The organism is Fibrobacter sp., assembly GCA_012523595.1.
In the GTDB taxonomy this organism is placed as follows: Bacteria; Fibrobacterota; Chitinivibrionia; order Chitinivibrionales; family Chitinispirillaceae; genus JAAYIG01.
Genome location: JAAYIG010000059.1, coordinates 1 through 23,388, shown reverse-complemented (window position 1 = coordinate 23,388; position 23,388 = coordinate 1). Strand labels below are relative to the sequence as shown.

The window sequence follows — 23,388 nt, the reverse complement described above, 5'->3', positions numbered from 1 at the left end:
TTCCTGCTGACATCCAGATTTTGCTAATTTTTTAAGGATTGCTGCCTGAATCAACTAAATGTGTCTATTTTCCTGTGTTCTGGCCCTTTTTTGTTATTCACTATCGGGTGAATGCAATACCGAATCAGTTCTACCTCCGGACTCGGGCTATGGCACCAATGGGCCATACAGTGTAAAAATCGATACCCTGTACCGATCCCAAAAATTTTCTACCAGCACTTTCGCCTTTATTCCTGATGCTACCGGGCCTCTGCCGCTGATTGTGTTTTTCCACGGAATGGGCGTAGGGGATCCTTCAAATTATGAGCCTCTCCTGAAACACATTGCATCCAGAGGATACTGTGTATTATTCCCTGCCTACCGTCTGCTGTCATTTCCCGGTCAGGGCCCTTCCTACAGGAAAATGTACCAGAAAATGCTCGATGGGGCAGAGAAACTCAGCGGGAAAATTGATACAAAGAGGGTAGGATTTGTTGGACACTCTTTTGGCGCCGGTGCCATCCCTGCTTTGGCCCTGAAAGCCATGACAACGCTGGGATGGGGCAGCGAAAGTGTCTTTATGTTCCTGATGGCACCTCATTTTGTCTTCGGTATTACAGATAAGGAGCTTCGGGAATATCCTTCTAATGTCAAACTTATCGTTCAGGTATATGAGGACGACAATGTCAATGATCCCCGTCTGGGAAAGCACCTCTTTGAAACTATAGGTATCAGTGATGCTGAAAAGGATTATATCACCATACGCAGTGATACATCCAGGTCGCATAAATGTGTGCTCGAGGCTGAACACGGAGTCCCGTTCGGCCCAAAGTACAAATGGGGGCGGATGAACGGATTCGATCATTACGCCATATTCAGGTATTTTGACGCTCTTTCTGACTACACATTCAACGGTTCAGAACAGGGGAAAATTGTTGCCCTTGGATCCGGCAGCAAAGAGCAAAGGTTTATGGGACTCTGGAATGACGGGACTCCGGTGAAAGAAGCTATTGCGGGTGACAATCCAGTAATTAACAAGCCATCCAAAGAGTATGCTTTCAACTGGGATCACTTCTGGAATCCCTTTAATAAAAGGAACCGGGTCAAATTCCTATTCCGCTGGTGATTCAGGGATTTACTTATCAGCAGAGGCACATAAAAAAGGCCGCTCCCCCGAAGAACAGGGAGAATAACAAACCCACAGGCGAAGAGTTCCCGGAAAAACGGCCTTTGTCAATTTTACAGTTACCACACTCCTGCATAAACAGGTTAGAAACTGAAAATTATAAGAGGCACCGCCGCCAACCCGGTATGGCCATAGGCCGCTATCCGGGTCGGTTTTTCTACTCCCCTATCAAGTGTTCCGGCAGTGCTTATCCATACTCCCGATGCAATTAATGATATGCCAACAACACGATGCAATATTCTTACCACAGGAGAATCATCGATACCAAACAACATCAATGATCCCAGAGAAGCCTGAGCAGCCAGGAGACTGAGATTTGTAATTGCCGCAGCCTTTGTTGATGTATGATCAGCATCCTGCAGCATTTTTACATCAGCATAAATACCTGACCCGGCGATAAAAGGAACACCTATCAGATGTGTGGTTCTCCTCCAACCATCCGCCTGACTTCCTGTAATCGCAACAAGTATCAGAATCAGGAACGTCTTCTTCATTCTTTGTTTCCTTTGAAAAGTGTCTCGTAGCGGTTTCTTATGCAATTGGAATGCCATAATGAAAAACAGTTGAATTTCAATGTTTTTCTGCTGTTAATACCTTAAAAAACCAAACAGCATTTCTAATAATCTGTCTGGAATAGTAAAAAGATACAGAAGTGTCTTGTTTTTTATATTTCTACTTCGACAAGAATCATCTCACTGAAACCATCGTAAATACACACTGATGTTGAGTAAACACTCAACGATTTCTGGAGTCCCGCCCACACTTTCTTGCTTTATTTGTTTAGATTAGATGTATCGGTTATCATGAAAACCATCAATTCAAGAGGTTCAATATGCTTTCAGCAATAGTTAAAATCACAGTTCTGGTTTTATTTGCAGTTAACTATCTCTTTGCAGATGTCTGGACACTGAGAAAACCTCCCCGCAGCGGTGGTGACCCTGACTGGAATGCTTGTTATGAGTCTGATCATTTCGCGGTGTGGTATTCCAGTCAGTATTCCTGCACTCAAGCTCAGGCACAAAAAGGTTTAAACCAGCTTGAAAATGTGCTTGATTTCTATGTAAACCAGAAAAACTTCTGCCCGAAAGTATTAACCCGCAATCCAAATTACAAAATCAATCTTTGCATCATCGAAAGCGGACTTTATGGAGGACTTGATACTCAGGGGCACCCTGGAATGTGGATGGGTGTAGGTGGTTTGTCTGATAACTGGGGGTTGGCACACGAGTTCTGTCATGCTCTTCAGGGTGTAACAGGAGGATTCAGAGGCAGCGGACGTGAGAATTACGTTGGCTGGTTCTGGGAGTGTCACGCCAACTGGATGCCTCATCAGTTGTACCCAAACAACCCCCATTGCACAGAGATGTACACACGAATGGCAAACCTTTACTGGGGAAGCCACAGGTGCCGTTACTGTAACTGGCAATTTCTTGAATACCTCAAAGAAAGAGAAGGAATTCAGTTTATCAACGATATCTGGAACAACGCAAAAAATGATGTTATCGAGACAATGATGGCTAATGGTGGTTGGGATATTTATGAATTCGGTGATCTGTTCGCCGATTTCGCTACCAAAAATGTCATCTGGGATTACGATAATGGCGCGACATACCGTTCCGCGTACGGTAATCAGTCTGCCGAGAACAAGTGGCGGCGTTACACATATCTGCAGGAACTCGATACGTCCAAGAACCGTTATATAGTTCCCTTTGAATTCGCACCGCAGAGATACGGGTACAACCATGTAAGGCTTTATCCCACCAATGGCGCTACTACAATAAAGATCAAATTCCGCGGATGTGTGCAGACTGAAAACAACAACACCGGATATCGCTCAACAAACGAATGGGAACCCTCGTCCATCCCGCTCCCCGGCTCAGACTGGCGTTATTCACTGGTAGCTGTGACAAGTTCGAGCAGTGCCCGATACAGTGAAATAAAACGGTTTTCCGATGGTGCACCGGATCTCACCTTTGATATATCCGGAGCTACCGAGGTTTATCTTGTAGTTACCGCGACACCCACGGTTTACACCCGCATTTTATGGGACCAGATGTACTATACTATTTACAGATATCCCTGGATGGTGGAGATAACAGGAGCCAAACCGCAGGGGTTTGAACCTGTAACTGTTGCCGGAAGAGCACATTCCAATGGCGGAGGTTTTGTGGCAAATTCCGCAAATGTAGCCTCGACTGTTTACGTAGGACCCTTTGCCCGGGTCTTAGGTGGAACAGTTCAGGGTAACGCCCGTATCGAAGACCGGGCAATAATAAAGGGAGGCACAATACGCGATAACGCTATTGTAAAGGACAATGCAATGGTAGCAGGAGGTACTGTTTCCGGGTCTGCAGTCGTATCAGATAATGCCGCTGTATGGAGCGGTACAATAACAGATAATGGCAGGGCTGATGGCTGTACAAATGTTTCCAGGGCAACAATAAACGAAAACGGCAGAATGGGCGGAGTCTGCTGGGTACTTTCAAATATCACAGTTTCCGGAACTGCCCAGATGCTGGGAGATGGAGAAATCTATGTGAGTAAATCAAGCGGAGTGCATTACGGGCTTGTTGACAATTCAAATGAGGGAAATGTAGGCAACAGCCGCACCACTCCGGTCAAAGAAGTTACCAAACCAGGACCTTTCGAATGGTACGATGTAGAGGTATCAGTCGCAGAAAAATCACCTGCCGGGAACAAACTCACTTCATCACCGGTTCTTTTCTCCCGGGGAGTAAACGGAACGATAAACCTGCAGTGTGCTCTTCCCGGAAATCAGCCCGCTTCAATTGACCTGATCGACATTAAAGGCCGCATACTCTGGAGGGGACAGGTTTCAGGGGCCAAAAAACTCAGTATTCCATCATCAGCCATAAAAACTGACAACTTGCTTGTGTGGCGCCTGCACGGAAACAACGTTAATGAAAGAGGAAAAGTAGTTTTCGCACAAAACTGATTCCCAGGTACTTAAAACACAACCTCAGGGTGAATCAGAACTCCAATAGTTTCGCTATTGGTGGCAAGTGCCGCCAATAGCTTTTCTTTTTTTTTCCTTCAATCCTGATTACTCTCTCCAGCGATCACCTTCTGTGGTTGTTTTGAAAGCCCCACTATCACAGGTTGACACCAGAGAACGACAATTTCTTAACTTTCAGCGCTTGCTCACAGCTTCAGGTTATTATTAAACCCTCTTTGTTATAAACTAATACCATCGTAACCGCTTGTATTTAAATTAATTACATTACCCTCTTAATAAACTGTCACGATTCAACTAAACAAATTTGGCAAATAAAACTTGCAACAGCAGATATTTGAGGATATCTTATGTATGGAAGAATCTCTATCGAACAGAAAAAATATGGCAAATATCTTCGACTATACCGATTACAGAAAATTTTTAAAGGATCGCTCTGCGTATCTAAAAGCCGCCAATCAAAACATTACCTATAGGCATATAGCAAAAAATGCCGGTTTCAAATCTGCCGGATTCTTCTCCCAGGTTCTTAACGGTTCCTGTAATCTTCCGGACCGGTTTATAGGAAGCATAGCAGAAATATTCCAGTTAAGAAAACGTGAGGCGCGTTATTTTGAATTGATGGTTCATTACAATCAGTCCGAAAATCACGATGAGAAGAAGAAATATTTCGGGAAGATGGTGGCTTTTAAAAAGGGACGTGTAAAGACAATTGAACCGGACGCCTATGCTTTTTATGACAAATGGTATTATTCCGCTATCCGTGCGATTTTAAACTATCATAAGTTCTACGATGATTATTTCAAGCTCTCGAAGATGGTGATTCCGCATATAACGGCGGCCGAGGCAAAAAAAGCAATTTCCGTTTTAGAGCGCCTGGGATTGATCAAGAGATGCTCAGAGGGGTATTACCGATTGACGGAAAACCATATTACAACCGGCAAGGACACCGATTCTGTAGTTATCAACAATTTCGTGCTTAATACCCTTGATATAGCAAAAGATGCTCTGTACAGGTTCGAAAAAAAGGATCGTAACTTCTCCTCTCTTACCCTGAGCATTTCACAGAACGGATATGAGAAAATCAGACAGAAGGTGGAGGATTTACGGGCGGAACTGGTGGATCTTGTGAAAGAGGATTCCGGCATTGACAGGGTGATACAGGTTAATTTCCAGATCTTTCCACTTACCGACACCAAAAGTTCCAGTGAGAGATAACATGAAAAGATCTTCTGTACTGCTGCTTTCTGTGTTTTCCGCTCTCTTGTTGTCGTGCAGCAACATGCTTGACGCAGGCGGGAGCTCATCGGAAGTGGTCGCAAGTGTCAAAGGCAGGGTTTTTACCGAAGATGGCAGCACAGAAAAAGGAATCGCGGTTTCTCTGGTCCCTGCCGGACATAACCCTATTACAGATGATATGGACAAGGTATATGAAAGCATAACGGATTCATCCGGATACTACCGTTTCAACGGGGTAAAATCAGGTATATACAACTTTTTCGCACAACATCATGAGAACTCCTCACGATTGCTTGACATCAATATTGAAATCAAATCCAGGCAGGTAAAAATCAATGATAACACTCTGAGAAAACCGGCATCTGCAATTGTCGGGCTGCCGCATGGAGCAGACACTGCCACCGGATACATAATAATCGAGGGCACCCCTCTTTCATGGCCTGTGCGGGGAATCGAAAAGATGTCTGACGGAAGTTTTGCGGTGACCATCGATTCTGTTCCTGCAGGAGAAATTGGTGCTGTAAAGTATATAGAGCCACAGAGCGGGAAAGAAATAAACATTGTGAACTCTGCCGTTACAAAAGAAAACGAAACCATTATTATAGGCCTGGAGAACCGGGTTAAACCACTGTGGACAGTCCCTCTGATAGTGGGTATCACAGATTCGACTGTAAGGTATTTCGGCGGAATCGATTCGATACGGGGAAAACTTGGTACCTATATCGATGCTATTAACAGCAAATTCGATGGTGCGTTTTCCGGCCAGATCGATTTCAGAGTTGATTCGCTATACTCTTTCAGTAATTCATGCAGCCTGGAAGTCAATACTCCCTTCCCCGAAAAATTCAAAGTGCGTCTTATCATGGATGGCTTCTCTGATGACAGGATTGATTACTGGAGTAAACCTGCCAGAACAGCTTATGAAGCTGAAGAGATTAACCGGTTTTTCAAGGAGTACTCAGTTTCTGCCGTAGCGTGGCAGTTTGGCCTGGCACTCGGCTGCATTCCCTCATCATATATGCTTGTATCCTCAAACGGGAACCCTGTAAGTGGAAAGGCATTCACTGGAGAAGCCGCTTTCATGTACTATCCCTATACCGCGACCTCCTGGGATACTTACAACATCTACGCAGTAAATTATTACAGGACTAACGTCACAGCAGAGACTCCAGTTCTGCCAGGGTATCCTCCATCAATCAGAATTGTAACTCTGACAAGTGACGACACACCGCTTGAGGGTACACGAATCAGCTTTTTTGGTGTAAAATGGGGTTCCAGTGCTGTAACAGATACGATCCTGAACGCAGTCACAGGCAGTGATGGTTCGTATATGCTGGAACAAAATCCCTACAAGACAGGTACTGATAAAAAAGTTACCTGGTGTAATATTCTGATACGAGCAGTTACCGATTCAGACACTGCATTCTCCTGGATGCCAATCAATGAAATCGGAATCGCATGGTTTGAGAACCCGGGTCAGAACTACCGTAAGATTATCAGATTTGATTAAAAGTCATTCAGAATTAACAGAAAAAGGAGTGTGACCTTCCCATCGCAGTGTATTTCTGAAAAGAAGTCTCACTTCGACTACGCTCAGTGAGCACCTGAAGCCAAACCTGTTATAAGCACCTGCTGAACCAATCAAAACATACTTCGTTCTTGTGCATACAATCTTCCCATGTTATACTTACTACGTAAGTCCATTGTACCTTAAAAAACAAACCAGGAATAGAGTACAAATCCATGTCACAAGAATCACTTAAGGAAATCAAAGAAAGGTTAGAGAGACTCCGTAAATTACCTTCAACACCCATGCGTACCAGAGAGATAGCTGCTCTGGAGAGATTGATTGCCACCGGGGCAATCACCCGGAAAACAACCCGTTCTTCCAAAAAAAAACCATCCTCCACCATTGGCTCCAGGAGTTCACATGATTATTTGGATGATGAGGTCGAAGAGAGCCCGGCACAGTCACGAGTAGTTGAAGATATTGGCACACACAGGCGTATCATTATCAGCAAAAAAGGACAGGAAACCAAAACTGAAGATGATGAAATTGCACTTAAGAAGCAACGCAAACAAAGCCTGAGTGATATTCAGACATTAATGGGCTCAACATTTAGAGGCTTCAGTTGATTTTGTATCCGGATTACCTGCATAGAAAAGAGTCGTCTTCAGCTGGATTTCAAGGCAGCATTACAGCGGCTCTGCCATAATCTGATCATTTACAGGCCTTATCTCCGCCACACACTATGGTACAGAGGCAAAATACCTTACCTGCTAATTCTTAACGACATCTAATTTCCAAGTAATACCCTCACCTCATTACTCCACCCGCCATCTGTTTTATTTGTTAACCTGATGAAAACACCCGGAAGCAACCCCTGTTTGCCAGCAGCATGTGTGTTCAGTCTGCCGATTTTTCTTCCTGAAAAATCAATTGAAAACGGCGAAAAAAGGCAATTGCCAGCTGATTTCAGGAAAGCAGGTTTTTCATTTCTGTAAACCGCATGCACAGGGATCTTTTTCATGGCCAGGAATCTTTTAGCAGCTATAATACCGATTTTAATCTGTCCATCTGCCTTGTAGTGGATTCCGTCCGTTTGAAAGCCCTTTGTATCAAGGGTATCAACATTAGCCAGGCTTTTAGTGACCGCGATCTCAGCAGCCCTTACCTTTGAGTTGTGTGTCCAGATATTTTGGGCATCGATCATCGGGATGATTACAGGAAGACCCTCCACACCTGTTTTCTGACGAATATCTTTTATCAGGTTGGTCAGATTGCTCTCATAGTCATCAGCATCCACACTATTCATGGCGTCAAATTCTCCCTGCAGCCAGACAAATCCGGCAAATAGAGGTGTGTATTTGGAAGTATCAAGGGAAGCCATAGCCCTGTCGATATGGTTCATCATGTTAGTATAGAGTGTGCCTGTCGCACCATCAGAGCTTGGAGGACGCCAACCGCTCGTACTTGCAAGAGAAGTTCCGGAAACCGCATTTTTAATCAGCGCGATGGTTTTTCCAGGCAGTGAATCAGCAAGCGTTTTTCCAAATGTAAGTTCAGGTCCGAATTGTGATGAGGATGTACCAAATCCAGGACCTGAATTCAACCATCTGCCTCGTTTGGATATGTCTCCCTCAGCATCGAGATTGATGATAACATTTTCCTGAGTATTCTTTAGATTGGCAGGAAGCTCTGAGACTTTTGCAAACCCGGCCATATTGGATTGCCCGGAGAGAATAAAAACCAGGAGATCGGTTTTTCCCCAAACTGAAAACGAAAACAGTAAAATTATGCTGATCAGACAAGAGTTACGATGCATAATTATTCCCTCCTCAGTGGATTTACATAAACCGCTTACTGCACTCCATCATACCAATATATTTGCATTCTTACTGTTATGCTGGAAAACGAGATGGTATAATTAACTTTCCGTACACGTGCTGTGTACTTTGCGGGCAGTATTCAGGATTTCAGGTGTACACAATCAGTGTACGGAATTTTTCCTGAAAAATTCGGGTTTTACAGTTTTCCCCCTATATTAATAGTATGAAACCGATTTTTGAATATATCGATTATCGAAAATTTCTGGCTGATTTTTATCTGAACAAAAAGGAAACATCGCACTATTTTTCCTACCGTTATTTTGCGATGAAGATCGGTGTCAATTCTCCATCATTTCTCAAGCATGTTATTGACGGGAAGAGGAATCTGACACGCCAGATGGCGGAACGTTTCTGCAATGTACTGGACCTTTCCCCCAAAGAGAAGCTCTATTTCCGCAACCTTGTGCTTTTCAATCAGGCAAAAACATCGAGTGAAAAACAGGAGCACTATGCAGTGCTGCGGTCGATGGCCGGGTTAGTAAAGGAATCGGTGCTTAACACCGATCAGTTTGACTACTTCGCGAAATGGTACACGCCGGTAATAAGAGAGCTTATCTGCCTTTTCGATTTTCAGGATAATTACGAACTCATTGCGGGCATGCTCGAGCCAAAAATCGATCCCACGGAAGCAAAGGCGGCTGTCGAACTTTTACTGAGACTGAAACTTGTAGAAAAGGGGGAATCCGGAGGATACCAACAAACCTCTTCGGCAATAACCGTTGACAGCTCGGTAAAATCGGTCGCGGTACGATCCTTTACCCGAGCGATGCTCGATCTTTCAAAGGCGGCACTTGACATTTTTGACAAAAAGATACGGCACATCTCCGGAATCACAATGGGAATATCGCCCGAGACCTACGATGTGCTGGCGGCGGAAATAGAGGCATTCAAAGACCGGGTAAAAGTAATTGTCAACCAGGACAAGTCCTCTAACAGAATTTACCAGATGAATATTTCTCTTTTTCCACTCAGTAACGAACTGCATGCCGAACCTGAAGGGAAAAGGGGGCAGAAATGAAACATCTGTTACTTTTTTCCATCTTGCTGGTTTCATTTATCTGCAGATGTTCCATCTCTCCCTATGCAGGCGGAACAACCGATACCGGAAATGCCAAAATAGCTGCGGTCATTTACACAGATCAAGGCAAACCCGCCTCAGGAGCATCAGTTGTGCTGCTCCCCTCGGATTTTCTCCCCGGTTCCGACTCCGGAAGTCTGGAATTAAATGGAAAACAGACATTCACTGATGATTCCGGATATTTTTCCTTCGATTCAATTGATGATGGTGATTATTACATTGAGATTAACGACAGGAATTCCTCTGCCGTGCTTCTCAAGGTGTTAATTTCCGGTTATGACGATTCCACACTTTTCCTTAAAGATACCCTGCAGCCTTACGCCTCGATTGAAGGCAACGCCGGCGCTGTTTCAGAAACATCTCAGGAACGTTTTCTTCTCATTTACGGGCTGAACAGGCTTATACCTGTTGCCTCGGATGGAAGTTTTAATGTGGATGATCTCCCAGCCGGTATTTTCCATCTCAGAATCATCTCCCTCGATAACTCCTGGATTCCCGCAGAAATCGACAGCGTTGAGGTGCTCTCCGGGCAGACAGTGTCGATTCCATTTGCAGGATGGGAACACAGGGCAGAATTGACACTCAATACTACTCCGACCGGTGCCGATGTTGCAGAAGATATTTACAATTTTCCGGTGCTCGTGCGTCTAAACAACAGCAATTTCGATTTCAGTGAGGCTCATAAATCAGGAAACGATATCAGATTTTTCAAATCTGACGGTACCCCCATGGCCTTCGATATCGAGCAATGGGACAGTACCAGTGGTAAGGCATGTATCTGGGTAAAGGCGGACACCGTATATGGTAATAATGGCAAGCAGTCTTTTATCATGGCCTGGGGCAACCCTAATGCAAAACCCATTTCAAACAGTACATATGTTTTCGACACATCTTCCGGGTTTACAGGTAATTATCATTTCAGCGGCGATGTAAATGATGCAACTGCACACAGATTTAACGGACAGAATTCCGGATCAACAGATACAATTAATGGAATAATAGGCCGTGCCAGGGCATTTAACGGTTTATCTTACATCAATATTGGAGTACTGCCCGACCGCCCGTCAGGAACCATCTCCTGCTGGTTTCGTCCTGCCTTGACATTTAATTCCCAGTCCATAACTCAGGGAATATGGGGGAAAAAATCATCAGACAGTTTAAATTTCAACCTGAGTCTGAGAGGAATTGATTTCTATATTGACTCATCAGTTGATTCCGGTTCCATCGGCAGCATTATTACAAAGCTGGAAAATCCAGATACAGGTTATTATGTTGCCAGTACAACTTCTACTTTCGACGCCGGCACCTGGTATTATGTGTCATGGAGCTGGGGTGATAACAGTGATTCACTGTATCTTAACGGAGTTCTTGAAAACTCCACATCCGGCAGTGTTCCGTTACGCGGTGATGGAAACGAGGAGATTGGGCGAAGCCAGTACGATTCGTCAAACATTCCTTTTGGCGAGTCACACTACTTTCTGGGAACTCTTGATGAGTTCAGGATTGAGAACAAATCCCGCAGCTCGGCCTGGGTCAAACTCTGTTACATGAATCAGCGTAAAGATGATAAACTGGTCAGTATCAGAGTGAGATAGAATGCACAATGAGCCCCATCAGCTCTTTTCTCTTTCTGAACTCTGTGTTCTCAAATTATCTCCAATGCAAATTATTATTTGTTCTCAAAAGAGAACATCACTTTAAGAAAAAGGCTGAAATACCGGTAGTATAACACCTATTGCCATTATTTTATAGTGTAGATAAATTTCTCTGAGAACAAGACTTTGATTTTCATGATTAATGGATTTTTTGATTAGAGATAATATTCTAAAACTAAATATCAACTTTTCCGGCTTATATTTATGCCAAACATCTTTGAGTATCAGGATTTCAGGAAGTATCTGGAAGCCTACTATCAGGAAAAGAAGGCTGTAAGCAAATCATTTTCCTATCGTTCTCTTTCCAAAGCCGCCGGCAGCGCTCCCTCATTTTTATACCATGTTATAGAGGGAAAAAGGAATTTGACAAAAAACAGTCTAACCAAACTTTCCAACGCTCTTGGTCATTCCCGCCGGGAAAGCGATTATTTCGAAAACCTGGTTTTTTTCAACCAGGCAAAAACAATCGCTGAAAAAACACATTACTATAACAGAATTATCGAAGTAAGGAAGCCGTCAAACATCAAAGTTGTTGACCGTGACCGCTTCGAATATTACAAAAACTGGTATCACAGCGTGATCAGAGAGGTTGTTTCAATTTACGATTTTCAGGATGATTACGGAAAACTGGGTGCTTTTCTTATTCCATCGATCACAGCAAAGCAGGCAAAAGAATCGGTGCGTCTCCTTGAGAAACTGCACTTTATAAAAAAGGACAAATCCGGCAGATACATCCAGGTTGACAAAAATCTTGAAGCCAGGCCATCACTGCCTGATTCTTTCATGTTCGAGAAATTCCAGATGGAGATGCTGGAGGTAGCACTGAAAGCATACAACAGGATCTCTATTTATGAGAGGATGTCTTCTTCAACCACATTTTCAATTTCCAGAGAAACATTTGAGCTGTTCAAATTAAAGGCGCGAGAGTTCAGAAGGGAACTGGCTGAAATCGCACGTATAGACACATCAGAGGACCGGGTGTATCAACTTACTATGAATCTTTTTCCGGTGAGCCATAGTGTAAATGACTGATATGCGTATTCTAATCGGAATAGTATGTCTGGTGCTTCTGATATTCGGCTGCGACAGTCAGATGCTGCCATTGTCAGGAGGATCTTCAGATACGGAGGTCAGCGCAAAGGTAGAAGGCCGCGCAGTTGACATATATGGAGATCCGGCAATAGGTGCTGAAGTTCGCCTTCGCCCATCTGACTACCTCCCCGAATCCTCTGCTGATCCGAATAATTCCTCGCGTAATCAGCTCACCGATTCACTCGGTGTTTTCATTTTCGATTCCGTGCCTGCCGGGGCTTACTCTATAGAGATCAGCACCAGTGATTCCGATGGTGTAATTACGAATTGTGAAGTATTCCCCCGGGATAAAAAAGTGTCTCTTGGTATCTGCACCCTTAAACCCAATGCATTGATCAGTGGACATGCAGTCCTGGGTTCGAGCAGATCAGCACCGGTATTGCAGATTTATGGAATTGAAAAAACGATAACACCGGACAGCACTGGTTTTTTCACAATGTCTATTCCTGAGGGTACCCATTGTCTGAAGATAAGCGGTCCTGAAGAATACGACCAGCTTGAGGTTACATTCGAAGCATTCTCATCGGAGCATAAATATATCGGATGGTTCTGGCTTAACCCCAAACTCCATCCCCCCTGTAATGATTACTCCTGTGACTCTCTTACAGTACGTCAGATATTGGATAGCTGTGGAAGGCAGGAACTGCCTGTGGATTCCGTCTCTGTTGTCAGAAGCGGCAGAATTACCGAGTTGCACCTGAGAGGTTTTGGAAGTAAAGCAGGTTCCCAACTGATCGGCAGACTTGGTTTCCTTGAGATACTTGATCTTGGAGAGAATCAACTTGAAACTCCACCGTTCTTCCTCAATCAGCTATGGATACTTCAGGTTCTCAAACTCGACAGGAATTCTTTAACCGTCATTCCAGAAAATATGGGATTTCTTATTTATTTAAGACATCTGGACATTTCATATAATAACCTCCGGATACTTCCTGTAAGCATTACCAATTTGAGGCCTTTTGAACTATTAGACCTGTCAAATAACAACCTGTGTTCTTTATCCCAATCTCAATCTTCCTGGGCGGCTTTTTACGATCCAGACTGGAAAAACAGTCAGAAGTGCTCCAACATTATTGTTCAGGAAAAATGAAAAGAAACAGCAGATTCCATTACATCACAATCACAAGCAAAGGAACCATCAACATGAAACAGAAAGCAGCAGTCAATGTCTTAGAAATCAGGGGTTTAATCCCCAGACAGATTGGTCTGATTCTCTCTCTGGGTTCTTTTTTCCTCTGTATGGCAGCAGAAGCTTTGCCAGGTTACGTTTTGCTTTCTCCATATTATGCCAATCGCTCTTACCTGATCAGTACTACCGGAGATACGGCATTTACATGGAAACACCAGAGAGCCAATGCATATGGATCTTTTCTCCTTGATAATGGCAATCTTCTTCGCCCGACAGAATCAACAAAACAAGGGCTCTCTGCCTCCGCAGTCCCCAATGGACTGATCCAGGAGATAGATCGTAATGGCAATGTGGTATGGGAATTCGAGTACAAAAGTGACCAGTACGTTTTACATCATGGTATATGGCTTATGCCTAACGGAAACATCCTCGCATCAGCATTTGAAAAGAAGACAAAAGCAGAGTTGCAGCAGGCAGGTATAACCCGCAACCCTCCTCCTCCTATGTTTGGCGGAGGAAGAGACGAAAGCCTGCTTTTTGAACAGTTAATTGAAATAGATCCTCGCAAGCCAAAGGGCCAGGAGATAGTGTGGATGTGGAAGATCTGGGATCACCTGGTAAGTGCCGGCCAGGCTTATGACAACCCACATCTTTTCAGTACCGATCTGGAAAGCCCAAGTTATCAATCGTTCAATGACTGGATGCATCTTAACGGAATTGCCTACAACCCGGATCTCGATCAGATCGTTTTCTCCTCACGTGTATTCAGCGAGGTTTACATAATTGATCATAGTACAACCACTGAAGAGGCAGCAGGGCATACAGGAGGCAGGTACGGAAAGGGTGGCGATATTCTCTACCGCTGGGGGAACACTTCTAACTACAAGAGGTCAGGTGGCATTCAACTGAAAGTCCTCCATAGTCCAAGCTGGGTTCCCAATGGTTACCCTGGTGCCGGAAACATAATATTTTTCCACAACAATGAGAACTCCAATAATTCACAGATAATTGAAATCACACCTCCTCTCAAACAAGATGGTACCTATGAGATGACCAATGGCATCTTCGGCCCGGAACAACCCACCTGGATTTATCAGGCCAATGGTTTTTATTCCCAGATGATGAGCAGTTGCCAGAGGCTTCCCAATGGTAATACGTTTATTTTTGAAGCCTCCAGTGGAAGAATGCGCGAAGTTGATCAGAATGGAACAGTGCTCTGGCAGCTTGGCGGAAGTTCCACAGGTCCGGGATTTGGTTTTGACAACAATCTTTCTGCAAAGGCAATGAAGTATGAGATGAATCACCCCGGCATTCAGAAATTGCTTGGAATAGCCTCAAAAAAACAGGTGGCTGCTTTAAAACTTAAACCGGTACAGATCCTTTGCAGTTCCGGAAAGATCAGTATCTCCCATGCTGCAGGTGCAAATGCAGCCATTTATTCCATGCATGGAAAAAAGCTCTGGTCATCTCCAGTGCATGACAACAACTTTACAATAAGCACGGATGGTTTTTCTGCAGGAACATACATTGTTTCTACAGTTTCCAAATCAGGAACTTTCTCCAGACAGATAAGTATTCATAAATAAACCCGGAGTGATTCTTTTATGAAAAGAGCGGTATTTTTAACTTGTATAATTTCAATTTTTTGTCTGTCCAGCGCCTCGGATGAGTGGGTGAGGGGTACTGTTACAGATCAGGATGGCAATCCTGTTGCAGGCGCCTTTATAAAGCTTAAAAACCGCAACTCTCCTGCAGTATTTACTAATGGTAATGGCGTGTTCTCTCTGATCGAATCAGCAGATGTTAATACTCAGAGAATCAAGAAAAATGCCATACTGAACCTTCGTCCGGCGGGAAAGGAAACCGGTTTTATTCTTGAATCCGATGGAACGGAAAAGGAGATCAGTCTTGAAATTTTTGACCTATCAGGGACAAGAATTCATGCCGAGCGTTTTATCGATAGAAAAGGGCTGAACAGAAAGATAACACTGAACAATGCCGCCAATGGCCTCTACGTTGTGAAGGCTGTGATACCTGGAGGTACTCTGATATGGAGAGTTGGCCCTGGAATTGTTTCCCGTAATTCCAGATCAGCACAAAAGCCTGCCTCAAAAGCACAAAAACTCGGAAAGAAAACTGACGGGTTTATCGACACTGTTATAGTCGTCAGCCGCATGCACCGTCACGCCCTTGTCGGAATCGAAAACTACACAACTGATAACCTCCAGATCACACTCTCGCCCTCAAATCTCTGGATACCATCTCCACCTCTGGAGTATTCCGGCGGGATGGTGAAAATCAAAGCCGCTGGTTACGATTTCGAAATGGGGCAGCCTGATCCGGATATAGGAGGCAAAGATTACTCCTCTATAGAGCAGCCGGTACACACCGTAAGCTTCACATCCGATTTCTGGATGGATACAGTTGAAGTGACGCAGGGTGATTACGACCAGCTTATGTCAAGCACATATCCGGAGTACACTGTCCCTACCAATCGGCCGTTCGGATCAGGAGAGAATTACCCGGTGTACAATGTAGTGTGGAACGATGCGATCTTGTACTGTAACGCCAGGAGTAAACGGGATAATCTCGATACAGTATACTCATACTCTTCAATGTCAGGTGTACCAGGGTCGAATCCACAGATCTCAAACATTGTAATTGACATGAATGCTAACGGCTACAGGCTTCCTACCGAGGCAGAGTGGGAGTATGCCTGCAAGGGTGGAACTTTCACTGACTTTTTCTGGGAAAAAAATCTCAACGACTATCAGGAGAGCGCAGATCGCAGCGAAGTAAACAGTTATGCCGTGTGGCGGGGAAACTCCCTTGATATGGGCACAGAGCATCCTGATTTTGGAACACATTTAGTCGGAAGCGGAACACCAAATGCCTACGGACTCTACGACATGGTTGGAAATGTCACTGAGCATTGCACAGATATGTATGCCGACTACTCTTACGGAAGCATTACAGATCCTTTTACCCCATGGGCATCAGGACAGTTCCCGATGCTCAGAGGCGGACACTGGGGAAATGATCTGATCTATCTCAGATCGGCAAACCGGTCTTTTGAAAACACTGCATATATGCACCTGTTAAATGGTTTCCGCACAGTCCGCAGGGCTGACTGACTATCCAAATCGCGGAGTATATATGAATACTGAGAAAACGCTTCTCTTTGTTATCATGCTTGGATTCAATGCGGTAGCACAGGTAGATTCTTCATCGATGGTATTCAGTGAAGATCAAGTCTATACCTATAAATTCAGTTTTTACACTCCGGACTGGGCGGATTCCCTGGAGTATTATAAAAGCCTGCCTGATGAGCCTTACATGCCGGGAAAGATGGTTTTTTATAATCAGAAGGGAGATACCATCCGTCTTGACAGCATAGGAATCCGTTACAAAGGGAATTCATCTTACCAGCTTGCCGCGAACTCTCCAAAAAAGCCGCTGAAGGTTCGTTTTGATAAATACAGTAAAAAGAGGCGTTTTTTCGGTATGGAGCGGCTGAATTTCTCAAATGTCGCCATGGATCCCAGTTTCATGAGAGAGAAAATCAGTTATGATATTGCGCGGACATACATGCCTGCCCCCCGCACTGCCTATGCCAATATTTACCTTGAGGAAATACTGATCGGCCTCTACGTACAGATTGAGCAGGTTGATAAAATTTTCCTTGGACGGTACTTTGAAGATGATGACGGGAATCTTTACAAAGCTGCCGACAACGGAGGAGCACTTGTTTACAGAGGCCTTGATCAATCAGGTTATGAAGCTGAGTACACTCTTGAGACAAACGAAAAGAAAAACGACTGGTCCGCATTTATCAATCTGATCCATATAATTAACAACACTCCCTCTGCCGAATTCGCAGCCACAGCAGGCACCTGCCTCGATCTCCATAACTGCGCCCGCCACCTGGCATTCACAATGGTCCTCTCTCATTTCGACAGCTATACAGGTTCCGGCAGAAACTTCTACTTCTATCATGACCGACTCTCGGGTAAATTTTCTATCATTCCCTGGGATCTTAATCTCTCTTTCGGTGGACATACCAATAACTGGGATGTAATATCCTGCGATATTGTCAATATTTCCAATCTTGAAGATAGGCCGCTGAATAAAAAAATTGTGGAAAACGATTACCTTAAAAGTGTTTATTTACAGTATGTAGAGGAAATGATCAATGGTCCTGCCTCATACGACTCAGTCTCCGCAGCAGCAGCACGGATTAAACCGCTTATCGAGGCTCACGTCAAAGCCGATCCCAATAAGTTTTACAGTGATTCTGCTTTTGAAGCTAATATCGAAAACGATCTTCAGTTCAGAAACGGCCCGCTTGTTACCCGGATTCCGGGATTGAAATCCTTTACTGAAGCCAGAACCGCTGTTATCCGTAATCAACTGAAGCAATATTCGCAAAATGCCTCCCGCCCGATTAAACCTGAGCTCCGCAACAAAATAAGCAGCATCCGGTCAACAGAAAAAGGTATTACCATCAGTTATTATTTAAGTAATGCCAGCCCGGTGTGGATAAATCTTTATTCCATGCAGGGAAAGCAGATAAAGTCGCTTTATGTTGGAAAATGCCTGAGCGGGAAACACAACATTTTTATCAGCAGGAATTCTCTTCCCCCGGGACTTTTCACACTGACGGTAAAGACAGATCAGGAAAACCGGTCTATTCCGGCATTGATATTGCGGTAACCTTGTAACTCTTGTTTTTATACCCTGGCGTGGGTTCAGCCTGTCTGCCCCACTCCTCTGCCCCGTCACTAACCCTTCCATAGGAGATATCCGGCAGACGGGCTTCAGGGTTACCGGAATGGGGAAAAAACTGGATTCTATCGACCACTACCCCGTTTAGAAGACTCAGGATAATCTCCTCACCTTCACTTCCGGAGAGTTTGAATGGGGCATGCAGTTTTCCCTGATCAGGGTCATTGTCAGCCCAGATCACAAGATACCCTCCAACGGGAATTGTGGTGTCAGGAAGTTTGTATCTGAAAAGGTCCGTTGAATCGTCGGACAGGTACAAACCATCGAGATTAATCCCTTTACTTCCATAGTTATAAAGCTCGATAAAATCCTCGGGCTCACCGGCATCATCCAGGATAATACCAAGAGAATTACTTGTAAGAAACTCATTTATAACCACAGTCACATTTTTCGGTTTTCTATACTCATAAGGATTTTCTATACAGAAAACCGCCATCAGAAAGAGGGCAAGAATACTTGCCCGCAGCTCTGTTTTTTTTAAAAACCCTGGATGAAACATGTATACTACTTTCTTTTGAATATATAGGTGCCCTGTACCGTTATTTTCCTCCCGGACACAGAATCTTCTCTCACTGTGAATTTACCATTCAGATCGATAAAGAAAGCCTCCCCTCTTCCCCAGCGGATTCCTCCTGTGTAATCCTGCGTTCCTGTAAACCCATTGTCAAAATGTTCCACGGCGATCACTGGCCAGAGAGCATTTCCCTTGAAATCGAAGCGGTAAGTCGAAAGTACTCTCAACGATGCAGTTACAAACTCGTCTTCATCATCCCAGTCCACCAGGTAATCCTTCAGAGAGGCGTCCCCGTAGAAAAACTCAACTTCCGTATACCACCTCTTCTGGAAGAGCTCTGAGACCAGTGCTACATCGAAAAATGATGTTCTGTACTGAAGAAGGGGGTGCTGACGGAAGGATTCAGTCCTGAATGCAGCAGTCAATTGGAAAAAATCAAACTGTTTCCATCCTGCTTCAGCCGCAAAAAGCTCCACGAATTCAAATGGCCCATTTTTATAGTTTGGTGAATCGTAGCATCCAAGTTTGTAGAAAGTCTTTGCAGGCAATGAACCGCTTATCTCCAGTCCTACATTCCTGTCAGTTCCAACCGCTGACTTGATAAATGTTGAAGTTCTACTGTTGTCAACCAGCCAAAGCTTCTCTGGCGCCTTCTGCATGTCATATCCAAACGATGGCCTGGCCCGTCCAGCCCTGATACTGAGGAAGTCAAAAGGCTTGTACCTGATAAATGCGTTCTGGAGTATTTTATCTTTGGAAACATCAGCGGAAACACCGAATCCAAGTTTACTTTCATCACTATATGCGAGTTCGACCTGAGCTCTGCGAATGCTCCATTCCTGAACACTGCTGTCAAGCGCCGGAGATCTAACTGAGAGGTCAAATCTTGGCTGCACAACCACCTTGACTTCCGGCAGTTTTACACCTGAAAATGAGCTGCTGCAAAGAAACATTAAAGAGGTTAAAGCTGCTTTTTTAATACTGATACTCAATACGGCCTCGCTTGTTTAATGTATAGTTTTCTTCCCGGCCCATCCAGCTTGAATTCAACATCCATACTGAAAAGGTTGTAAGGTATTCCGCTGTTTCTGAAACAATAAATGTAGAAATGCTGATTAATAGCATTCAGCCATTTTGCCAACAAAACGATTTCATCATTGGTCATAACCGGAATACCACCATTAGCATTTGAGTAGATTATATACTCAATTGCCGGGTTAGTAAAGGCATCAGAAGAATAGATGTGAAACAACAGTTGATCCGCTGTAAATCCGGGTGGCGGATTTACTACACTGATATCCTTCAACTGGGCATTTATAGTATATGCTGGAACAAGAGGGAAATAGATATTGCCAGTAATAGCAACCCCGTTTACTTCCTCATGAGGGAAAGAACGGTGAACCAGAATCCCCATGGCAACACTCAACTGATCAATTTTAAAGTAATCCCGTTCCTCAAAACCTCGCATTGTCCACAGACTTGCAAATACTTTCCTTATGGCTGATGAGACGGTCTTATCAGGATCACCTTTAACGGCAGTATGCGACTCGTAAAGCCCTGCACCATTAAACCCTTTTATATCCTCGGCGTTGGTAGATGATCTGAAGCGAAATGAAGAAAATCCGGTTACTAAACCGATCTTTTCCTCTACTATCGAAGTCAATGATTGATCCAGAGGTGTACTTATGATGCTATCTCGAAGGGTTTTTAGAAGCGTGTATCTGCGGTTATAATTGGAACGGAAAAGCGAATCACTCAGCATCCACTCAACATACTTATCAAGGCCGGCCTTTTTCAGATGCCGCCTGTAATAATAGAAGGGAATCGCAAATGCCCCCTCAGGCACTGGTATTGTATCGCCACCCATGGTGATTTTCGACAGTTCCGCGAAATTTGCAGCCTTAGCTCCAACCAGAGAAACTGACGAGTGTGACAGTTGAGAGATATCGAAAATACCGGGAGTGTAATCATTACACTCAAGAGTGACAGGTTTGGATGGTTCACGGGCACTCCAGAAAGCTTCTGCATCCTCCCTTGAAGCCTCCCTGATCAGAAAAGTATCTGGCTTTACATTAAGGTAAACCAGTTTATTTTCAAGCGACTTGAGTTTCTCATCATCCCAGGCACTTTTCAGCGCCATATTTGGAGTACCCCGGTTATGGCTCAGCACATTGATATGGCTCAAAGGGGTCTGAAATACCGTGGTTATTATTCCTGCAATAACTGGAATGTCAAGGGGAAGGCCATTTACTATGAGAATGTCATGACGGCCTGAATTCCTTGAGCCTGCATCCGAAACTTCAACTCTCCTGAGCCATCCATAAGCTTCACCAGTATTGAGAGCCTGGTACTTCTGGCCTCCGTACAGCTCATCCTCACTCACAGTGGGTACACCGGACAGAGATGGCAGATGTGCCTTCATTTTAGTGGAATTTGGAAAGAATTTTAATTCCTCACCAAAATAGGAAGAGTTCTTTACTGCCTCAAAGAGAGTCTTTATTCCCTGCACGGATATCCGGTCATCCGCGAAAAATTCAACCGTGTAAATCCCGGAACCTGAATAATAATCCACATTGGCAAGATAATACAGTCTCTCAGGACCTGCCCCATACTGTTCATCATTGAAAAGGGCGTGCGATTTACCATAATTGAGTACTTCACTGCAGAAATCAAAGTGCAGCCAGTATCTGCCTGAGGATACATAGTAAAGACGCTTTGAGGAGATTTCATATACCACCTTGACAGTTTTAACCCCGCTGACAGTCTGTACTATCGGAGAGCCCTGTAAAGCTGCAAATTCATCGGGACAGGTAATCGAATCCAGGAAATCCAGCGTGTCCCCGCCTTTCCAGGCACACGGATATTGCGGGTCCGGCTTATTCACACCGGAGGACGGCGGACTATCACATGTAAATAACAGCGAAACACTGACAGTCAATAATATCTTCTGAATAAATGTACGCATAGTTAACCCTGATACAGGACTGACACTTGTCCACTGAATAGTATATCATAATATATTCGATGTTTTATTACACTGATTTGTATATTGAAAAATAGCGCTCACCGGAATAAATCACAGTGAAGGAAACCTGGATATTATCTGGACTCCCTTATCAGTAACCCGGTTGTGGAGACCATTATATCCACAGTGTGTCTGTCTTTTACAGGTATGAATGATGCAGAACCGTAACTTGCATCTACAAAGGGCGCCAGAATTGAATAGTGCCTGGCCCAGTAGAAGAGATCAAGGTATTTATTTCTCGAAGATAAACTATACAGCGTACGGCTTTTTTCCTTTTCATCTTTTATATCAGCATACCTGCCTCCTATCCTGTCCAGCCGGTACCAGGTATGCAGGCCTGCAAAATTTGCCAGCGGTTTCCATTTTATAACCTGAGCATCGATATACAGCTCATCACCGTCTATATCGTAAACCGCTATTCCACCATCAGGAAAACTCACAGCAGCCTGAAATCTCTGCTTGCCTTGAGACAGAAGAGATACTGTAAGTGCAAGATCCTCTCTGAGAAGAGATCTGTACCCATGCATTCCGATTTTGATGGCAGAAAAAGCAAAGAGGAGTAATACTACGAAAGAGAGCGCAAGCAGATGCTTAACCGCTTTCAGGGGCTTTTTCTTTTTCACTGCCCTCCTGAAAAACACAAGAAACATTGCCATAAGGCAAAAGAAACAGGAATAAAGCAGAAGAGTAATTTTCATGTGAGTGCCATTATGATTAAGAGAAATATCCTGAAGGAAAAATAAATAAATGATCTGAGATGTGATTTAATAAGATGGGAAAATTGTATTTACCTCAGAGATGATTTAGGGATTTTTTTCCGAGTTTTCCCTTGAGATGAGTTAGGGACTTAGTTGGAGTCTTTGTTTTACCTCAGAGGTGAATATGGAACTCTGGAGCATGTTTCACTTCACCCCAGAGATGAACTAAGGACATTACCTTTGATCATTGTTTCACCTCGCAGGTGAATTAGAGATTTAGCCTCGCCAAACTTCAAATCCGAGACGTCAACTTCCATTTTTTCTCAATTCCACAAATAATTCCCAAATCTTCAGGCATGAACACACACAATTCCCTGTTGTCATTCAATTAGAGGTCAAAAAAGGAAGGATTTAACAATAGAGGTGAACGGGCATTAACCAATACTGTCCTTTATTGATGTAGCAGAACAGCGTAGCCTACGTGCAAACCATCTCTTTTAGAAATTCCAGTTCATTTATCCTGCAACTCCGGGAGATCATCTTCGAAACCGCTGATCCACTTACCCCCAGATAAGTGCCCAGATTAATGCAGGAAAACCCAAAATGGTTGACTCCAACCAGTGCAAAGAGCTCTCTGGCAGTGG

Annotated in this window: 19 protein-coding genes; 12 read left to right on the top strand and 7 right to left on the bottom strand. The window is 44.1% G+C overall.

Annotated elements, in window-relative coordinates:
- The first annotated feature begins 58 nt into the window (after positions 1-58).
- The gene (locus GX089_03660) at positions 59-1,105 is read left to right on the top strand and encodes an alpha/beta hydrolase fold domain-containing protein (GenBank protein NLP01567.1); all 1,047 of its coding nucleotides are present in this window, start codon (positions 59-61) and stop codon (positions 1,103-1,105) included.
- 143 nt (positions 1,106-1,248) lie between these two features.
- Here the strand turns inward: GX089_03660 and GX089_03655 are convergent, their stop codons facing one another.
- A complete protein-coding gene (locus GX089_03655) occupies positions 1,249-1,659 on the bottom strand; it encodes a hypothetical protein (protein NLP01566.1) in 411 nt (136 codons plus the stop codon).
- A gap of 338 nt (positions 1,660-1,997) precedes the next feature.
- Between GX089_03655 and GX089_03650 the strand changes: the two genes are divergently transcribed.
- The 4 genes from GX089_03650 (at position 1,998) to GX089_03635 (ending at position 7,514) form a co-directional block, all read left to right on the top strand.
- Positions 1,998-4,121 (top strand): avirulence protein, encoded by a 2,124-nt coding sequence (locus tag GX089_03650; protein NLP01565.1) that lies wholly within the window; start codon positions 1,998-2,000, stop codon positions 4,119-4,121.
- Between the two features lie 372 nt (positions 4,122-4,493).
- Positions 4,494-5,357 (top strand): TIGR02147 family protein, encoded by an 864-nt coding sequence (locus tag GX089_03645; protein ID NLP01564.1) that lies wholly within the window; start codon positions 4,494-4,496, stop codon positions 5,355-5,357.
- A gap of 1 nt (position 5,358) precedes the next feature.
- Entirely contained in the window at positions 5,359-6,888 is a 1,530-nt protein-coding gene (locus GX089_03640) for a carboxypeptidase regulatory-like domain-containing protein (GenBank protein ID NLP01563.1), read from the top strand.
- Positions 6,889-7,121: 233 nt separating this feature from the next.
- Positions 7,122-7,514 carry a hypothetical protein gene (locus GX089_03635; GenBank protein NLP01562.1) on the top strand — a complete coding sequence of 131 codons (393 nt, stop codon included), beginning with the start codon at positions 7,122-7,124 and terminating at the stop codon, positions 7,512-7,514.
- A 161-nt stretch (positions 7,515-7,675) separates the two neighbouring features.
- On the opposite strand, the gene GX089_03630 is transcribed toward GX089_03635, so the two are convergent.
- Entirely contained in the window at positions 7,676-8,704 is a 1,029-nt protein-coding gene (locus GX089_03630; GenBank protein NLP01561.1) for a sialate O-acetylesterase, read from the bottom strand.
- Between the two features lie 227 nt (positions 8,705-8,931).
- Between GX089_03630 and GX089_03625 the strand changes: the two genes are divergently transcribed.
- From GX089_03625 to GX089_03595, 7 genes are all read left to right on the top strand, one after another.
- Entirely contained in the window at positions 8,932-9,786 is an 855-nt protein-coding gene (locus tag GX089_03625) for a TIGR02147 family protein (protein NLP01560.1), read from the top strand.
- Positions 9,783-11,441 carry a DUF2341 domain-containing protein gene (locus GX089_03620; GenBank protein NLP01559.1) on the top strand — a complete coding sequence of 553 codons (1,659 nt, stop codon included), beginning with the start codon at positions 9,783-9,785 and terminating at the stop codon, positions 11,439-11,441. Before GX089_03625 ends, GX089_03620 begins: the two co-directional genes overlap by 4 nt.
- A gap of 264 nt (positions 11,442-11,705) precedes the next feature.
- A complete protein-coding gene (locus GX089_03615; GenBank protein NLP01558.1) occupies positions 11,706-12,533 on the top strand; it encodes a TIGR02147 family protein in 828 nt (275 codons plus the stop codon).
- Positions 12,526-13,683, top strand: coding sequence for a hypothetical protein (locus tag GX089_03610; GenBank protein NLP01557.1), 1,158 nt, complete (start codon positions 12,526-12,528; stop codon positions 13,681-13,683). The genes GX089_03615 and GX089_03610 overlap by 8 nt, the downstream gene beginning before the upstream one ends.
- Complete coding sequence (locus GX089_03605) at positions 13,680-15,308, top strand: T9SS type A sorting domain-containing protein (protein NLP01556.1); 1,629 nt, start codon at positions 13,680-13,682, stop codon at positions 15,306-15,308. Before GX089_03610 ends, GX089_03605 begins: the two co-directional genes overlap by 4 nt.
- 18 nt (positions 15,309-15,326) lie before the next feature.
- Positions 15,327-16,856, top strand: a complete 1,530-nt coding sequence (locus tag GX089_03600; protein ID NLP01555.1) for an SUMF1/EgtB/PvdO family nonheme iron enzyme — start codon at positions 15,327-15,329, stop codon at positions 16,854-16,856.
- A gap of 22 nt (positions 16,857-16,878) precedes the next feature.
- Complete coding sequence (locus GX089_03595) at positions 16,879-18,435, top strand: hypothetical protein (GenBank protein ID NLP01554.1); 1,557 nt, start codon at positions 16,879-16,881, stop codon at positions 18,433-18,435.
- On the opposite strand, the gene GX089_03590 is transcribed toward GX089_03595, so the two are convergent.
- From GX089_03590 to GX089_03570, 5 genes are all read right to left on the bottom strand, one after another.
- Positions 18,410-19,006 (bottom strand): lamin tail domain-containing protein, encoded by a 597-nt coding sequence (locus GX089_03590; GenBank protein ID NLP01553.1) that lies wholly within the window; start codon positions 19,004-19,006, stop codon positions 18,410-18,412. The two genes, GX089_03595 and GX089_03590, sit on opposite strands and share 26 nt — an antisense overlap.
- A gap of 5 nt (positions 19,007-19,011) precedes the next feature.
- The gene (locus GX089_03585) at positions 19,012-19,974 is read right to left on the bottom strand and encodes a hypothetical protein (GenBank protein NLP01552.1); all 963 of its coding nucleotides are present in this window, start codon (positions 19,972-19,974) and stop codon (positions 19,012-19,014) included.
- Between the two features lie 35 nt (positions 19,975-20,009).
- Entirely contained in the window at positions 20,010-21,986 is a 1,977-nt protein-coding gene (locus tag GX089_03580) for a hypothetical protein (GenBank protein NLP01551.1), read from the bottom strand.
- A 134-nt stretch (positions 21,987-22,120) separates the two neighbouring features.
- A complete protein-coding gene (locus tag GX089_03575; GenBank protein ID NLP01550.1) occupies positions 22,121-22,669 on the bottom strand; it encodes a hypothetical protein in 549 nt (182 codons plus the stop codon).
- A gap of 552 nt (positions 22,670-23,221) precedes the next feature.
- Positions 23,222-23,388: hypothetical protein (locus GX089_03570; protein ID NLP01549.1), on the bottom strand; the 167-nt coding region annotated here is incomplete at its 5' end.

Coding starts and splice junctions, on each gene's coding strand:
- GX089_03660 (NLP01567.1), top strand. CDS start 59: ATGTGTCTATTTTCCTGTGTTCTGGCCCTTTTTTGTTATTCACTATCG.
- GX089_03655 (NLP01566.1), bottom strand. CDS start 1,659: ATGAAGAAGACGTTCCTGATTCTGATACTTGTTGCGATTACAGGAAGT.
- GX089_03650 (NLP01565.1), top strand. CDS start 1,998: ATGCTTTCAGCAATAGTTAAAATCACAGTTCTGGTTTTATTTGCAGTT.
- GX089_03645 (NLP01564.1), top strand. CDS start 4,494: ATGGAAGAATCTCTATCGAACAGAAAAAATATGGCAAATATCTTCGAC.
- GX089_03640 (NLP01563.1), top strand. CDS start 5,359: ATGAAAAGATCTTCTGTACTGCTGCTTTCTGTGTTTTCCGCTCTCTTG.
- GX089_03635 (NLP01562.1), top strand. CDS start 7,122: ATGTCACAAGAATCACTTAAGGAAATCAAAGAAAGGTTAGAGAGACTC.
- GX089_03630 (NLP01561.1), bottom strand. CDS start 8,704: ATGCATCGTAACTCTTGTCTGATCAGCATAATTTTACTGTTTTCGTTT.
- GX089_03625 (NLP01560.1), top strand. CDS start 8,932: ATGAAACCGATTTTTGAATATATCGATTATCGAAAATTTCTGGCTGAT.
- GX089_03620 (NLP01559.1), top strand. CDS start 9,783: ATGAAACATCTGTTACTTTTTTCCATCTTGCTGGTTTCATTTATCTGC.
- GX089_03615 (NLP01558.1), top strand. CDS start 11,706: ATGCCAAACATCTTTGAGTATCAGGATTTCAGGAAGTATCTGGAAGCC.
- GX089_03610 (NLP01557.1), top strand. CDS start 12,526: ATGACTGATATGCGTATTCTAATCGGAATAGTATGTCTGGTGCTTCTG.
- GX089_03605 (NLP01556.1), top strand. CDS start 13,680: ATGAAAAGAAACAGCAGATTCCATTACATCACAATCACAAGCAAAGGA.
- GX089_03600 (NLP01555.1), top strand. CDS start 15,327: ATGAAAAGAGCGGTATTTTTAACTTGTATAATTTCAATTTTTTGTCTG.
- GX089_03595 (NLP01554.1), top strand. CDS start 16,879: ATGAATACTGAGAAAACGCTTCTCTTTGTTATCATGCTTGGATTCAAT.
- GX089_03590 (NLP01553.1), bottom strand. CDS start 19,006: ATGTTTCATCCAGGGTTTTTAAAAAAAACAGAGCTGCGGGCAAGTATT.
- GX089_03585 (NLP01552.1), bottom strand. CDS start 19,974: ATGTTTCTTTGCAGCAGCTCATTTTCAGGTGTAAAACTGCCGGAAGTC.
- GX089_03580 (NLP01551.1), bottom strand. CDS start 21,986: ATGCGTACATTTATTCAGAAGATATTATTGACTGTCAGTGTTTCGCTG.